The 15,229-nt window shown below is 56.6% G+C and carries 15 protein-coding genes; 10 read left to right on the top strand and 5 right to left on the bottom strand.

Going from position 1 to position 15,229, the window contains the following annotated elements; genetic code table 11:
• Positions 1–160: 160 nt before the first annotated feature.
• Positions 161–1,681 carry a PAS domain-containing methyl-accepting chemotaxis protein gene (locus tag IM290_RS03445; RefSeq protein WP_193042131.1) on the bottom strand — a complete coding sequence of 507 codons (1,521 nt, stop codon included), beginning with the start codon at positions 1,679–1,681 and terminating at the stop codon, positions 161–163.
• A 422-nt stretch (positions 1,682–2,103) separates the two neighbouring features.
• Here IM290_RS03445 and ygjG point away from each other — a divergent pair, with 422 nt between their 5' ends.
• The 9 genes from ygjG to IM290_RS03400 all read left to right on the top strand — a co-directional run bounded on the left by ygjG (position 2,104) and on the right by IM290_RS03400 (position 11,478).
• Positions 2,104–3,483, top strand: a complete 1,380-nt coding sequence (gene ygjG / locus IM290_RS03440) for a putrescine aminotransferase (RefSeq protein ID WP_193042130.1) — start codon at positions 2,104–2,106, stop codon at positions 3,481–3,483.
• 602 nt (positions 3,484–4,085) lie between these two features.
• On the top strand, positions 4,086–4,628 hold the full coding sequence (locus tag IM290_RS03435; protein WP_193041876.1) for a fimbrial protein BcfA: 543 nt from the start codon (positions 4,086–4,088) through the stop codon (positions 4,626–4,628).
• A 71-nt stretch (positions 4,629–4,699) separates the two neighbouring features.
• Positions 4,700–5,233: a fimbrial protein gene (locus tag IM290_RS03430; RefSeq protein WP_193041875.1), complete on the top strand. Its 534-nt coding sequence runs from the start codon at positions 4,700–4,702 to the stop codon at positions 5,231–5,233.
• Positions 5,234–5,279: 46 nt separating this feature from the next.
• Positions 5,280–5,990, top strand: coding sequence for a fimbria/pilus periplasmic chaperone (locus IM290_RS03425; protein ID WP_193041874.1), 711 nt, complete (start codon positions 5,280–5,282; stop codon positions 5,988–5,990).
• 60 nt (positions 5,991–6,050) lie between these two features.
• Positions 6,051–8,675: a fimbrial biogenesis usher protein gene (locus IM290_RS03420; RefSeq protein WP_193041873.1), complete on the top strand. Its 2,625-nt coding sequence runs from the start codon at positions 6,051–6,053 to the stop codon at positions 8,673–8,675.
• On the top strand, positions 8,676–9,683 hold the full coding sequence (locus IM290_RS03415; RefSeq protein ID WP_193041872.1) for a fimbrial protein: 1,008 nt from the start codon (positions 8,676–8,678) through the stop codon (positions 9,681–9,683).
• 9 nt (positions 9,684–9,692) lie between these two features.
• Positions 9,693–10,238 (top strand): fimbrial protein, encoded by a 546-nt coding sequence (locus IM290_RS03410; protein ID WP_193041871.1) that lies wholly within the window; start codon positions 9,693–9,695, stop codon positions 10,236–10,238.
• Between the two features lie 9 nt (positions 10,239–10,247).
• Positions 10,248–10,769: a fimbrial protein gene (locus IM290_RS03405; RefSeq protein ID WP_193041870.1), complete on the top strand. Its 522-nt coding sequence runs from the start codon at positions 10,248–10,250 to the stop codon at positions 10,767–10,769.
• Positions 10,762–11,478, top strand: coding sequence for a fimbria/pilus periplasmic chaperone (locus IM290_RS03400; RefSeq protein ID WP_193041869.1), 717 nt, complete (start codon positions 10,762–10,764; stop codon positions 11,476–11,478). The genes IM290_RS03405 and IM290_RS03400 overlap by 8 nt, the downstream gene beginning before the upstream one ends.
• 33 nt (positions 11,479–11,511) lie before the next feature.
• On the opposite strand, the gene IM290_RS03395 is transcribed toward IM290_RS03400, so the two are convergent.
• Positions 11,512–12,114: a helix-turn-helix transcriptional regulator gene (locus tag IM290_RS03395; protein ID WP_193041868.1), complete on the bottom strand. Its 603-nt coding sequence runs from the start codon at positions 12,112–12,114 to the stop codon at positions 11,512–11,514.
• Positions 12,115–12,156: 42 nt separating this feature from the next.
• Here IM290_RS03395 and IM290_RS03390 point away from each other — a divergent pair, with 42 nt between their 5' ends.
• A complete protein-coding gene (locus tag IM290_RS03390; protein WP_033487681.1) occupies positions 12,157–12,846 on the top strand; it encodes a B3/4 domain-containing protein in 690 nt (229 codons plus the stop codon).
• Positions 12,847–13,037: 191 nt separating this feature from the next.
• Here IM290_RS03390 and lsrG read toward each other — a convergent pair whose 3' ends face one another.
• From lsrG to lsrB, 3 genes are read right to left on the bottom strand one after another with little or no spacing between them, the layout of a single operon-like run.
• The gene (lsrG, locus tag IM290_RS03385) at positions 13,038–13,331 is read right to left on the bottom strand and encodes a (4S)-4-hydroxy-5-phosphonooxypentane-2,3-dione isomerase (RefSeq protein ID WP_023295476.1); all 294 of its coding nucleotides are present in this window, start codon (positions 13,329–13,331) and stop codon (positions 13,038–13,040) included.
• Positions 13,328–14,215 carry a 3-hydroxy-5-phosphonooxypentane-2,4-dione thiolase gene (gene lsrF / locus IM290_RS03380; RefSeq protein ID WP_017694299.1) on the bottom strand — a complete coding sequence of 296 codons (888 nt, stop codon included), beginning with the start codon at positions 14,213–14,215 and terminating at the stop codon, positions 13,328–13,330. Before lsrF ends, lsrG begins: the two co-directional genes overlap by 4 nt.
• Before the next feature lie 11 nt (positions 14,216–14,226).
• Complete coding sequence (gene lsrB / locus IM290_RS03375) at positions 14,227–15,228, bottom strand: autoinducer 2 ABC transporter substrate-binding protein LsrB (protein ID WP_049134857.1); 1,002 nt, start codon at positions 15,226–15,228, stop codon at positions 14,227–14,229.
• Position 15,229 lies beyond the last annotated feature (1 nt).

Here is a 15,229-nt window from a genome sequence, read left to right as displayed (position 1 = left end):
TTTTTTTATTTTTCACTCTCAATGAATCTGGATCGTGACAATTAAAAATCGGGCGCTTTTTTTAGTTATTTAATATTTCATTAACAACATAACTTATTCTGAAAAACAAAAAAGCCGTTTACCCAGGAGGAATAAACGGCTTTATCGAAGCATGCATTTCTTAATGCAGCACGGTAACCGCATCTTCAAGGCGTCCGGCCCGGTGCTTAACCATCGCGGAAATCTGCGCGCTCTCTTCGACCAGGTCAGCATTTTTCTGCGTAATGCTGTCCAGCTCTGCCACGGCACGGGTCAGCTCTGTCAGGCCTGTCGCCTGCTCTGAGGTGGCGTGGCTGATCTGCGCGATAAGCTGCGTGACGTTTTTCACCTGCTCGACAATATCATCCATGGTACGTCCCGCGGCGTGGACCTGATCGGCGCCCGACTGCACTTTGCTGGCGCTGGCGTCGATCAGCTTGCGAATATCGTTAGCCGCGTTCGCGCTGCGGCTGGCAAGATGACGCACTTCGCCCGCCACCACCGCAAAGCCTTTACCCTGCTCGCCGGCGCGTGCCGCCTCAACCGCGGCGTTCAGCGCCAGAATATTGGTCTGGAAGGCGATGTCATTGATAAGCGAGGTAATAGAGCCAATGCGCTGGGTACTGTCGGCAATGTCATCCATGGTTTTCACCACGGTCTGCATCACGGTGCCCCCCTGCGTGGCCGCGCTGCTGGCGGCCATCGATAGCTTGTCGACTTCGGCTGCGGTCTCAGAGTTACTCTGCACCGACGCCGCCATCTGGTTCATTGTTGCCACGGTCTGCTGCACGTTAGCCACGGTCTGGCGCGTGCGGTCGTTGAGATCTTCATTGCCCTGCGCCAGCCTGTCGCTGCCGTCGCGCACGCTCACCACCTGGCTGGAGACGTCGTTGATCAGCCAGCGGCACATCAGCCCCAGCTGTCCGACGGCCCGCAGCGTTAGCCCCAGTTCATCGCTGCGGTTAAGATGCTGCACGCTGTTACGCTCTCCGGTAGCGACCCTGAGCGCCTGCCGTGCGACGTTTTCCACCGGGCGGACAATCTGTTGCTCAAACACCAGGGTGCCAAGCAGCATCACCACGGCTGCCGCCACCAACGAAGCCCAGCCCGCGGCACTGGCAACCAGCGTTACGGCCATCACCGCGAAAAGTACCGCCATTACGCTACGCACGCGCCAGCGCAGCGGCATCGCCGGTAATTTGCCGAGCCAGCCTTTGCGCACCACCAGCCCTTTATGAATGCGTTTTTTGCAGCGTCCTTCGTTGAGCGCCTTATAAAGCGGCTCCACCGCGGCGACCTCGTCCTGCGTGGCGCGGGTACGAATGGACATATAGCCCGTCATCTGGCCGTTACGCACCATTGGTACCGCATTGGCACGTACCCAATAGTGATCGCCATTTTTACGTCGGTTTTTGACAATCCCGCTCCAGGGTTCGCCCTTTTGCAGCGTGTACCACATGTCGGCAAAAGCCGCTTTCGGCATATCCGGATGACGCACAATGTTGTGCGGTTGCCCGAGCAGCTCCTGGAGCGTAAAGCCGCTCACTTGCACAAAGGTGTCGTTAGTGTGGGTCATGTAGCTGTGGAGGTCGGTGGTCGACATAAGCGTGGTGTCATCGTCCAGCGGATATTCATTCTGGGTGACATAGTCAGGAGAGGACATAGTGAGCATCCCTTGCAGGTTATTTGAATGTTAATTTTGTGGCTTATGTTTTTTCGGCGATAAAAAATTTATCTTTAGTTGTTAAATATGATTGAGATCGCAAATCTCGGTTAAACCGCACTTTTCGTACGTTTTTCTAATTAATTGATTTAAAATACTTTCGGCATGAAACTACCTACAAAGCATGATACCCCGGCGCACACTTAAGGCGCATTCCCTGCCCTGGAGCAGTGCAATTGACGACACCCCATCCCCGGCTCGTTATCCCTTATCCCATGCGGCGCGCGATGGCATGATTAAATATTGTGCAACTTTGATTTCACCTGGCGTTTATCCCGATTTTTGTTAAGGCATCTGAGGTGGCGTAATCCCTGCAATACTTAACTCAGTATCATGTGATACGCGATCCCCGGGAGCATATTTTGAACAGGTTACCTTCCAGCGCCTCGGCTCTTGCCTGTACCGCGCACGCACTGAATCTCATTGAGAAGCGAACGCTTGATCATGAGGAGATGAAACAACTTAACCGTGAGGTCATTGATTACTTTAAGGAGCATGTGAATCCAGGTTTTCTGGAGTATCGCAAATCTGTTACCGCCGGCGGGGATTACGGAGCCGTAGAGTGGCAAGCGGGCAGTCTGAATACGCTTGTCGACACCCAGGGACAGGAGTTTATCGATTGCCTGGGTGGTTTTGGTATTTTCAACGTGGGGCACCGTAATCCAGTTGTGGTTTCCGCCGTACAGAATCAACTTGCGAAACAACCTCTCCATAGCCAGGAACTGCTCGATCCGCTTCGCGCCATGCTCGCGAAAACGCTGGCGGCCTTAACGCCCGGTAAGCTGAAATACAGCTTCTTCAGCAACAGCGGCACGGAATCGGTCGAAGCGGCGCTCAAGCTCGCTAAGGCGTACCAGTCACCGCGCGGGAAATTCACCTTTATCGCCACCAGCGGCGCGTTCCACGGGAAATCCCTGGGTGCTCTGTCGGCGACCGCTAAATCTACCTTCCGCAAGCCGTTTATGCCGCTGCTGCCGGGCTTCCGCCACGTGCCGTTTGGCGACATCAACGCCATGCGCACCGTGCTGAGTGAATGCCGTAAAACCGGCGACGACGTGGCGGCGGTGATCCTGGAGCCGATTCAGGGTGAAGGCGGCGTGATCCTGCCGCCGCAGGGCTATCTGCCCGCCGTGCGTCAGCTGTGCGATGAGTTTGGCGCGCTGCTGATCTTCGACGAAGTGCAGACCGGGATGGGGCGCACCGGCAAGATGTTCGCCTGCGAGCATGAGAACGTTCAGCCGGACATTTTGTGCCTGGCGAAAGCGCTCGGTGGCGGCGTGATGCCGATTGGCGCAACGGTCGCCACTGAGGAGGTCTTCTCGGTGCTGTTCGATAACCCGTTCTTACATACCACCACCTTTGGCGGTAACCCGCTGGCCTGTGCGGCGGCGCTGGCCACCATCAACGTGCTGCTGGAGCAAAACCTGCCCGCGCAGGCGGAGCAGAAAGGCGACATGCTGCTGGACGGTTTCCGTCAGCTGGGCCGGGAATATCCGGATCTGGTACAGGATGCGCGCGGGAAAGGGATGCTGATGGCGATTGAGTTCGTTGATAACGAAACCGGTTATAGCTTCGCAAGCGAGATGTTCCGCCAGCGGGTACTGGTGGCGGGAACGCTTAACAACTCGAAAACCATCCGCATTGAGCCACCGTTGACGCTTACCATTGAGCAGTGTGAGCAGGTGCTGAAGGCGGCGCGTAAGGCGCTGGCGGCATTACGTATTGCCGTAACATCCGCCTGAGCATTTATTTTTCCTGCCCTTTTAGCAGTATCAGGGCGATATGCAAAGAAATCCCTGGGATATGCCAGGGATTTCTTTATGCAGTCAGACTGATGAATAATGTGCATGAGTGCAAACACGGTTCATCATATAAATTTAAAATATTTCTTTATGTAATATCAGATTGTAAAAGCAACCGGATAATAACACCGCCGTATTCCCAATACATGTCCGAATAATGACAGCCGTAACGTCTTGCATTATTAACAAAACCACGATGACATTCATCGCAGACATTAATAAAACCGACCAACGAATAGAAATGCGGTTCTGACGGCGTACAATATCATTCAAACAAATAAATTATGAGTTAATTTTATATTTAGTAAAACTAATAAAACATCAACCCATTATCACATTGATATAATATTATTTAATCCGTAGAATCCCCTCATTCATCAGCGCAGTGGCGGATGATATAAAACCAGTAACAATGCCCTGGGTAAAAATAATATATTAATCTAAAAATATATCCTATACCACTGCCTCGAAAAAAAATTCACATGACATTGTGAATATATTATTTCAATTGACAGCATGATGTTTATCTAAAAAGGATTTGTATGAAAAAGCAAGTTATAGCAATGGTTGTTACCGGCGCGCTGGCTGGCGGCATGGCAATTAATGCGCAGGCCGATACCGTTACCGTTTCCGGCGGGACCGTTAACTTTGTCGGCCAGGTGGTAAACGCCGCCTGTTCCGTCGCGGCTGACTCCGTAGACCAGACCGTTACCCTGAGCCAGGTGCGTACCGTCAAGCTGACAACGGTAGGCATGCAGGCCAATCAGAAAGAAGATTTTAAAATCGTTCTGGAAGATTGCGACGCCACCGTTAGCCAGAATGCCGCCGTGATCTTTAACGGCCAGCAAGACCCTGCTGTAGAAGGCAGCCTGGCGAACACCGCTGGCGCAGGCTCGGCCAAAAACGTTGCGCTGCAACTGTTCGGGCCGGACGGCCAGGCGCTGAACATTGGCGATACCTCCTCCAACGTTAAGCTGATCAACGGCGAAAACATCATCCCGCTGAGCGTGGACTACGTGGCCACAGGCGCGGCCGAGCCGGGCAATGTCTCCTCCGTCGCAACGTTCCAGATGGTTTATTCCTGATTCGTTAGCCGATCTCGCTTCTTCGCCTGCGGGCGGAGAAGCGTTGTCCGGCAAGCGTTAGAGAGTTCGCAATGCAGCAATCCATAAATCGGGCGCTGCTGATAGTCGGCACTGCGCTTTTTGCCGTATTGCCAGCCGCGGCAAATGACGATGGAAGCGTGACCTTTCAGGGTCAGGTCGTCAATGCGGCCTGTTCCGTCAGCATGGATTCCCAGGATCAAATCGTGCATATGGGACAGGTACGCAACAGCCAGTTCATCGCCGCCGGAGACTGGGCCAAACCGGTACCTTTCTTCATCAAACTGGAAGCATGCGACACCAGCGTCAGCCAGCGCGCCGGGGTGCTGTTTAGCGGCGAGTCTGACGGCAAAGATCCCCAGGTTTTTCGCGCGGGCTATGGGCCTGGCGCCGCCACGGGGATTGGTATCGGTCTTTTCGATGCGATGGGGAACCCGGTAAAGCCAGACACCGCGCCCCCCTGGTACAGACCATTGCAGAATGGTGAAAATCGGCTGAGCTATATCGCCAGGTATCGCGCTACAGAAGATAACGTCAAAGCCGGCACCGCTAACGCACAGGTCTGGTTCACCGTTTTCTACCAATAACTGACTCACAGGCAAGATGCCAGACACATGAGAAACTGAGGGAACAATGCGTATTATTACTTCACGCTGTAAACTGACTCGTCTGATAGCTGGCGCGCTAACGGCTCTGTTCGCGATGGGGATGGCCGGTTCTGCCAGCGCAGGCGGTATCGCGCTCGGGGGAACCCGCGTGATTTATCCCCAGGGTGATAAGCAGGCTTCATTAGCCATTATTAACTCTTCAACGAATACCACTTTTTTAATTCAGAGCTGGGTGTCCAACGCCGAAGGGGCAAAATCAGCGGATTTTGTCATTACGCCGCCGCTGTTTGTTATCCATCCTAAAAAAGAGAATACCCTGCGTATTATGTACGTGGGCCCCGATCTGCCTGTCGATCGTGAAAGCGTTTTTTATCTGAACAGCAAAGCCATTCCTTCCGTCGAGAAAAATAAGCTTTCCGGTAATACGCTACAAATTGCCACCCAGAGCGTTATTAAACTTTTTATCCGGCCGAAAAAATTGCCGTCGCTCTCTATTGACGCGCCCAAAACATTAACCTGCTCGGTCGCGAATGGAAAAGTCACTATTACCAATCCATCACCTTATTACGTTTCGCTGGTGCAGTTTTTCGTCGGCGGCACGCATCTGGCAAATAACATGGTAGCGCCCAAAAATAACCTGGTGGTGGAGATCCCCGGTGGCGGCACTGGCAGCGTGAGGTTTCAGACCGTTAATGACTTTGGTGCCAACACGCCCGTTCAGTCATGCACGAAATAAGTCGTATACGGCGTTACGTATAGCGTTTTGTCATTAAAAGCCTCGCAGGTAAGGGAAGACATGAAGCGTGTTCAGCCACGAAGATTTAACGCGCTCGTCAGAGCGTCGCTAACGCCGCTGGCGTTGACGATTGCGGGACTCCTTTCGTCCATCACCGTGCGCGCGGAGTATTTTTTTAACCCGGCGTTTTTGTCGAGCGATCCTTCCGCCGTGGCGGATCTCTCCCGTTTTTCAACAAATGGCCAGGCGCCGGGCGTCTATCGCGTGGATCTCTGGCTGAATGGAACATTTGTCACCACCCGCGATATCAACTTTATCGCCAGAACCGTAACGGACGGAGCCGTACAGGGCGACGACACGGGGCTAATGGCCTGCCTGACGCCCAAAGCGTATGAAAACCTGGGCGTCAACGTTCAGGCATTCCCGGCGCTGGCCGCCGCGAAAGCCGACAGCTGCGTGGACATTGCCGCCATTATTCCGGCCGCTGCCACTCTCTTTAATTTCGAACAGCAGCGTCTGGAAATCAGCATTCCGCAGGCCGCATTACGCAACAACGCGCGCGGCTATATCCCGCCAGAACAGTGGGATGAAGGTATTAACGCTCTGCTGCTGAACTATAACTTTAGCGGTTCATACAGCCGCGATCGCAGCGAAAACGGCACAACCAACAAAAACTATTTCCTCGGCCTGAACAGCGGGGTGAACCTTGGCGCGTGGCGTCTGCGGGACTACTCGACGTGGAACTACTATAACAGCGATGAGAACCGCCATAGCGAATGGGAACATATCAACACCTATCTTGAGCGGACGGTGATTCCGCTAAAGGGCAGACTGACGGTGGGCGATAGCTATACCTCGTCGGAAATCTTTGACAGCCTTCCCTTTCGCGGCGCGCAGATCGCCTCGGACGACAACATGCTGCCAGACAGCATGAAAGGCTTTGCGCCCACCATTCGCGGAATTGCCAAAAGCAACGCACAGGTCACCATCAAGCAGAACGGCTATACCCTTTACCAGAGCTACGTTCCGCCCGGCGCCTTCGCCATTAACGATCTCTTCCCAACCTCCTCCAGCGGCGACCTCACGGTAGAAGTGAAGGAGACGGACGGCAGTATCTCCCGCTATTCCGTCCCCTACTCCGCCGTACCGCTCCTCCAGCGCGAAGGGCGAGTGAAGTACGCCCTGACGGCGGCAGAGTACCGCAGCAATAACGGTCAGCAGGACGAGGTGAATTTTGCCCAGGGCACGCTGATTTGGGGGCTACCGCACGGCGTAACCGTCTATGGCGGCTCACAGCTTTCCGGCGATTATCACGCGCTGGCTCTTGGCGCTGGCCTCAATATGGGCAACTTTGGCGCCGTCTCTTTCGACGTTACCCACGCGCGCAGTACGCTGGCCGACGACACCAGCCATACGGGGCAGTCTCTTCGCTTCCTGTATGCCAAATCCCTCAACAAGATGGGTACGAACTTCCAGCTGCTGGGCTACCGCTACTCCACGTCCGGGTTCTATAACCTGGATGAGACAACCTACACACATATGCAGGGCTATACGGGCGATGCGGAGCAGGATGACGCGAATGAGGCCACGAACTGGCTGGACTACTACAACCTCAACTGGACTAAACGCGGCAAGCTTCAATTCAATATTTCGCAGCAGCTAGGCAGGCTCGGCTCGCTGTTCGTGACCGGAAGCCAGCAGAGCTACTGGCACACGGACGACAAAAACACGCTCGTCCAGGTAGGGTACAGCGGTACCTGGGCCGGGATCTCATACAGCCTGACCTACAACTACAACAAATCGCCGGGCATGTCAGATAGCGATGAGATTTATGCGATTAACCTTTCCTTCCCGCTTAGCCAGTGGCTTTCACCTGCCAATGACGTCAGTCAGAAGCGGAACTACGCCTATGCCACCTACGGCATGAGCGCCAATAAACACGGAGAAACGTCTCAGAACGCAGGGATTAACGGCACGCTGCTGGCGGAGAACAACCTTAACTACAGCGTGCAGGAAGGTTATGCCAGCCAGGGGGCTGGCTCGCAAGGTTCCGCCAGTCTGGAATACGATGCCGCCTACGGCAACGCCAGCCTGGGCTACAACTACAGCGATAACGGCGATTATCGGGAAGTGACCTACGGCCTGAGCGGAGGCGTGGTAGCCCACCGCAACGGCATCACCTTAAGCCAGCCACTGGGTGATACCAACGTGCTGATTGCCGTACCGGGCGCGGCGGACGTCAGCGTCGAGAATGAACCCGGTATCCATACCGACGGACGCGGCTATGCGGTGGTGCCTTACGCCTCGGCATACCATCTGAACAGGATGGCGCTGGACGTTAACTCCCTCTCAGACGCCATGGATATCGATGATGCCGTCACCAGCGTGGTGCCGACCCATGGCGCCATTGTGCGCGCCACGTTTAACGCCCGTCTGGGCGCACGCGCGCTGGTAACGCTGCGCTACCACGGCAAGCCGGTGCCGTTTGGCGCCATGGTTTCCCGCGACGATAACGGCAGCGACACCATCGTAGGCGAAGAGGGCGAAACCTACCTCTCCGGCCTGAGCCAAAAGGGAGTGTTGAAGGCGCAATGGGGAGAAGGGGCGGATAAGCGCTGTACGGCCAACTACCACTTACCTGAAAGCAAACAGCCGCTGCTGCGGATCATCATGGAGTGTTCATAAATGAAATTAAGGATGATGCTTCTCCCTGCCGCCGGGCTACTTTTTTCGCTCAGCAGCCTGGCCGCAACATGTAAAAACGCTAACGGCGGAATTTCCGTGGTGAATTACGATCTGACCACCACGCTCACGACGGATCAAAACAGCAAGGGCAACGGTACAGAGCTGAACCGAACTCAGGATATTCACGTTAACGCCACCTGTCCCCCAGGCAACTGGGAGAAGCGTACCTATCGTACCTATATCTCACCTTTCCCCGTCGTCAAAACGGAAGGCGAGTGGAAATATTTACAGCTTGATCCGGATTATATTATCGGTGCGATGAAAATCCATGATGCCACCATCGGCGATTTTTATCCGCCGGTGGAGTATGTCCACATGGGGGGGCACGACGAGGTGGACACGGGCGGTGTCTTCCCGGTGAACGACAGCAATCTGACCTTCAAAATACAGATTGTCAGGCCGTTCATCGGCTCGGTCGTAATCCCGCCGAAACTGATGTTTAACGTCTATGTCACCACGACGGAAAATGACCGGCCCACCGTAATCGTTTATCAGATCACCTACAGCGGCGTGATAACCGTCCCGCAAAACTGCGTGATTAACGCCGGGCAAACCGTCACCGTCGATTTTGGGGCACTCTACCACGGCGATTTCACCCAGGCCGGACAGCGACCCGACAGCGTAGCGCCAAAAACCTTTACCGTACCGATCGAATGCAACGCTGACGTCAACTCACCGGCGCAGCTCACCCTGCGGGTTCAGGGGACGGCAGACGCTCGTTTCGCCAACGCGCTGGCGACGGATAACCCGGACGTGGCCGTCGTCGTGACCAGCCCGCAGGGCGAGATCCTTCGGCCAAACGTGTTCTCAAGCAGCGTCCCCTTTACCACGGATACGTCAGGACGCGCGGACGTGACGCTGCAAGCCTACCCCATCAGCACCACCGGGCAGTCGCCGGAGCTGGGCGTCTTCAGGGCGCTGGCGCTGTTACGCATTGATTTCGCCTGAGGAAGCGTAATGACCATTTCATGGAAAAACGCCGTATGGCTGAGCGTGGCCCTGTTAACCCCGCCGCTGGCGAAGGCTGACGACACAAGCTTTAATGTGCAGTTTATCGGCACCATCGTCGGGGAGTCCTGTAACGTCGATACTAACAGCGCAGAGCAAACGATCGACCTTGGTGAATTTACGACAGAGGAATTTCCGCGCGTAGGCGCCACGACACCGGAAAAGCAGTTTGCCATCACGCTCAAAAACTGCACCCGCGCAATCGGCGGCACGACCGTCTGGTTTACCGGCGACGCGGACGCCAACGATCCCACGCTGCTTGCCCTCTCAGATACGGGAAAAGGGACGCAGCACATGATGGCGACCGGGCTGGCAGTCGAGCTGCTCGACAGCGCGCGGGCGTCTGTCCCGATCAATAACACCGAGTCGTCGCTATATCCCCTGCGGTCGGGCGATAACACGCTGACCTTCTTCCTGCGCTATAAATCCACGCTGCCGACGGTCACCACCGGCAACGCCACCGCCGTGATGTATTTCGATCTGCTTTACCAGTAAGGAGACAGAATGACGATCCTGAACAGGTTATTTATCTGCTGCGCGCTGCTGTTGTCAGGCAAGACGCTCTCCCATGACGGTACGGTCTATATTACCGGCGTGGTGAAAGGCAAAACCTGTATTGTCTCCCCCGGCTCGGAACAGCTGGTAGTGGAGATGCGTGATGTGACGGCCCGCCAGCTGGCCGGGCAAAAAAACGAAACGCCCTATGAGCCGTTCACTATTAACCTTGAAGCCTGCGGTGCCGGGTTATCCGCCGTCAGCACCCATTTTGAAGGCACGCCGGACGGTAACAATAGCGATCTGCTGGCCCTGACCGGTGGGCCGGACTATGCAACCGGCGTGGCTATCGGCCTCTATAATCCTGATAAATCGCTGATCGCCATGGGGGATGAAAGCCTGCCGTTCGCGATAAGCAATGACCAGACCACCCTGGCGCTGCATTTTTACGCCCGCTACCTCGCCGTGACGAACGCCATCACGCCGGGGGTGGCCAACGCTGCCACCACTTTTGTGCTGACCTATGCGTGAGGCCAGCCTGCTGAAAAAAGCGGGGATAGCCCTGCTGACCGCTGCGTCTTTCTGGCTCTTGCCTGCTCAGGCCGGGGTGGTAATTGGCGGCACGCGGTTCGTCTATCCTCAGGCTCAGCGCGCTATCAGCGTCACCGTGCGTAATAAGTCCTCGCTGCCGTATCTGGTTGGCACAAAAATTTATCGCGGCGGCCGATGGCCCGGGGTACAGCAGCCCCCCGAGGCGGCCACCGCGTGGTTTACCGCGACGCCGCCACTTTTCGCACTCCAGCCCGGACGTGAGAATAAGATCCGTCTGTTTCGCGCCGATGCGCCGCTTCCTGCCGATCGCGAAACGCTCTTCACGCTAAGCATTGCCTCCATACCGGCCAGCCAGCGTCACAGTGATAACGTTCAGATGGCGGTACGCTCCAGCATGAAGCTGATTTATCGCCCAGAGGGGCTTCAGGGCGAACCGGCGCTGGCCTACCGTCAGCTACGCTGGCAGTGGACCGCCGACGGGCTGGCGGTAGAAAACCCGTCGCCTTATTACGTCACGCTGTTTCAGCTTTCCGTTAACGGAACGCGGGTGGATAACGCAGGCGTTGTCGCCCCCCTGAGCCAGCGACGAACGGACTGGTGTAAAGGGGCTGACAGGTGCCAGCTCACCTGGCAGTCGCTGAGCGATGAGGGGCGGATATTGCCCTCGATCGCCCGCACGGTGAAATAATTGCTCGCGGAGTATCCCGGCAGCGGACCGACACTAGCGGTGAAACTCCGCTACCGTCATGGTAAAGCGCAGCACTTTTTCTCCCTCATTGGCATAGCCGTGCGCCGCTTCCGTTTTCGCTACCGCCGACGCGCCAGCATTAACCTGTACCACCGTCTCGTCCACCGTCAGGGTTAACATGCCTTCGTTCACGTGCAGCAGCTCAAAGGTTCCCGCCGGATGTCCCGGAGAGGTGAAAGTCTCTCCCGGATGCATCTCCCACTGCCACAGCTCAATCATGTCCGGGCCTGCGGTGCCTGCCAGCAATCTGGCATAACCGCCCTGTGCGCCCTGCCACAGAACCGGGATCGCCTCTTCCTGAATAATGTGTACCTGCGGCTCGCTGGAGACGTTAACGATGTCTGCCACCGAGACGCCAAGCGCGGCGGCCAGTTTGCACAGAATGGCAATGCTGGGGTTGGCAGCCCCTTTTTCGATCTCCACCAGCATGCCTTTGCTGACGCTGGCGCGGCGGGAAAGCTCGTCCAGCGACAGCTTTTTCTCTTTCCGCCAGCTGCGGATACGGTTCGCCACGGCCAGGCTTACCTGGGCAACATCGGCGCCCGCATCGGTCATTATATTGACTTTATCAGTCATTGGTCACTACCATGGTATAAAACAGTCAATACAGGATTATTTATGTCTCTTCTAACACCGTCAATAGATTCGCGACTTGTCGGGATCGCGCCCGGCTTTCGGGCACTGAGCATTCTGGTTGAAGCTGCCCCGATTACCCAACCGGAGGTTGCGCCCGCTGCGCTGGCGCAGGCCTGCCAGCAGATGCTCAATGATGATGTGCCCTGGGCAGAAAATCATCTCGCCGCCTGGGATGAGGTGTTTAAAGCCTTTGGTGCAAAACCCAAACGTACGCCCTGCTCGGCCTCGGCCCTGCGCAAGCGCGTGATGAGAGACGGTTCGCTGCCGCCGCTCGACCCGGTGGTGGATGTCTATAATGCCATCAGTATCCGCTACGCTATTCCGGTAGGGGGAGAAAATCTGGCGGCTTACTCGGGAGCGCCGCGCCTGACGCTGGCCGACGGCAGCGAGCCGTTTGATACCTTTAAAGAAGGTGAGCCGGTTGTAGAAAATCCGGAGCCAGGCGAAGTTATCTGGCGTGACGATCTCGGCGTCACCTGCCGCCGCTGGAACTGGCGACAGGGGGTACGCACGCGTCTGGACAGCCAGGCGCAGTCCATGTGGTTTATTCTCGAAAGCCTGCCGTCGATGCCGCTGGCGGCATTACAGGAAGCTGGCGATGAGCTGGTGAGCAATCTGCAAAAGCTGATGCCGGGCGCGACTGCGCGTGTTCAGTTGCTGGAGCTGGCGTGAACAACGCCGGGTGGCGCTTCGCTTACCCGGCCTACAAATACTGCATATGTAGGCCCGGTAAGCGCAGCGCCACCGGGCAAATACCGCACCATCTCGCCCCCGTAGGCCCGGTAAGCACAGCGCCACCGGGCAAACACCGCACCATCTCGCCCCCGTAGGCCCGGTAAGCGCAGCGCCACCGGGCAAAGCCGCTACTCCGGCAACAACCCCACAAAACAGCGTTTTTTGCGCGGCTCTGACATCAGCTCTTCAAGCTTATCCACGCACGCCAGATAGTGTGGCGTTTGCTTATGCGCCAGCACCGCCGCTTCGTCTTTATAGGCTTCGTAGATAAAGAAGCGGGTTTTCACCCGCGGGTCCTGCAAGACATCAAAGCGCAGGTTTCCCGGCTCCTTGATGGCCCCCTCGTGGTTGGCGCGAAATACCTCCAGAAACTCGTCCACCCGCTCGGGTTTAATATTAATCTCCACCAGCGTCACGTTCATTTTGCTTCTCCCTGTTTCTCTTCCTGCCAGAACTGGAACGCCTCCCGGGCGCTCATGTTCTCGTGAACGACTTTCTTCACCGCCTTCAGCATGGCGAGTGGCGCGCTGGACTGGAAGATGTTGCGCCCCATGTCCACGCCGGATGCGCCCTGGTCAATCGCCCGCCAGCACATCTCCAGCGCCTCGTGCTCCGGCAGCTTTTTGCCCCCGGCGATAACAATCGGCACCGGGCAGCTGGCGGTCACTTTTTCAAAGCCCTCGTCCACGTAGTAGGTTTTGACGAACTGCGCTCCCATTTCGGCGGCGATGCGGCTGGCAAGCGAGAAATAGCGCGCGTCACGCGCCATCTCTTTCCCCACGCCCGTCACCGCCAGCGTCGGCATGCCGTAGCGCGCCCCCGCATCCACCAGCTTGATGATGTTGTTGATCGACTGATGCTCAAACGGGCTTCCGATATACACCTGCGCCGCCACCGCGCAGACGTTCAGGCGCAGCGCGTCCTCCATCGCCACCGCCACGCACTCGTTGGACAGCTCGCCCAGAATCGAGTTACCGCCGGAGGCGCGCAGCACCACCGGTTTGTTCGTGGCGGCTGGCACCTGGCTCCTGAGGATGCCGCGGGTGCACATCAGCACGTCGGTTTCACCAAACAGCGGCGCGATGGAGAGATCGATACGCTCAAGGCCGGTGGTCGGCCCCTGAAAGTAGCCGTGGTCAAAGGCCAGCATCACCGTGCGGTTGCTCTGTGGGTTGAAGATGCGCGCAAGCCTCGACTGCATTCCCCAGTCCAGCGAGCCGCAGCCCTTCAGGGTGTACGGCACATTCTGCTGCGGCGTGCCGATGCCAAAATCCTTGCCGTCTTTGATGTCATCTAAATCAGCCATTTGCTCCCCCGTCAGAAATCGTATTTGTTGATGTTCTCTTTGGTGAACACCACCCGCTCCGGCAGCAGCACGATGCCGTTGCCCTTCGCCTCATACTGGTAGCCCTGCACGCTGTTCGGCTCGACCTTCAGCGTCCCGATATCTTTCACGTCGACGCTGTCGCCAGGGTTAAGATCGCCTTTTTTCAGTAAACGATCGGCGACATTGACCGCAATTTTGCCCTGTTGCACCACATCCCACAGGCCGAAGGCTTTCACCGTGCCGCGCTCAACGTACGGGCGCATCACGTTCGGCGTGCTGAAGCCGACAATCGCCACCCCTTCCCGTTTCAGGTTTTCCGCCGCCTGTGCCGCGGCTGGCAGGGCGTTGGCGTCCGGGGCGATGATCGCATCCAGATCCGGATAGGCTTTTAAGATCCCTTCGGCGGTTTGCAGAGATTTGGTGGCGTCGTTATAGCCAAACTGGGTCGTCACGATCTGCCACTGAGGATGATCTTTCTCGATTTTGGCCTTCGCCTCTTTCACCCACTGGTTCTGGTCGGTAACGGTCGGGCTGGAGTAGAAGAACGCCACTTTCGCGTTCGGTTTGGTGACCTGCTTGCCCGCCATGTCCACCAGCAGGCCGCCGAGCTGTTCCGGCGTGCCCTGGTTGATATATATGCTGCGGCACTCCGGTTTGGTGTCGGAGTCCCAGGTCAGGACCTTCACGCCGCGCTGCATCGCGCGCTTCAGCGCCGGGCAGAGACCGTCCGGCGACACGGCAGAGACGATGATGGCGTTATAGCCCTGGTTGACGAAGTTATTGATGAGCTGCACCTGGCCGGAGACGCTCGGCTCGGTCGGGCCGTCGTAGGTCACGTCCACGCCAAGATCTTTCCCCGCCTCTTTCGCGCCGTTGCCGCCGCTGGTGAAGAATCCCACGCCTACCAGTTTCGGGATAAAGGCAATGCGGTCCGCCGCTTGCGCCGAAGCGAAGCTGAGGGCCATTGCCAGGACGAATAGTTTTGTTTTCATC

It is taken from the genome of Enterobacter cloacae complex sp. S1, from assembly GCF_014930525.1.
GTDB lineage: Bacteria > Pseudomonadota > Gammaproteobacteria > Enterobacterales > Enterobacteriaceae > Enterobacter > Enterobacter hormaechei_C.
Note: the sequence above shows the minus strand (reverse complement) of the source record. Positions and strands in the feature narration are given on the sequence as shown.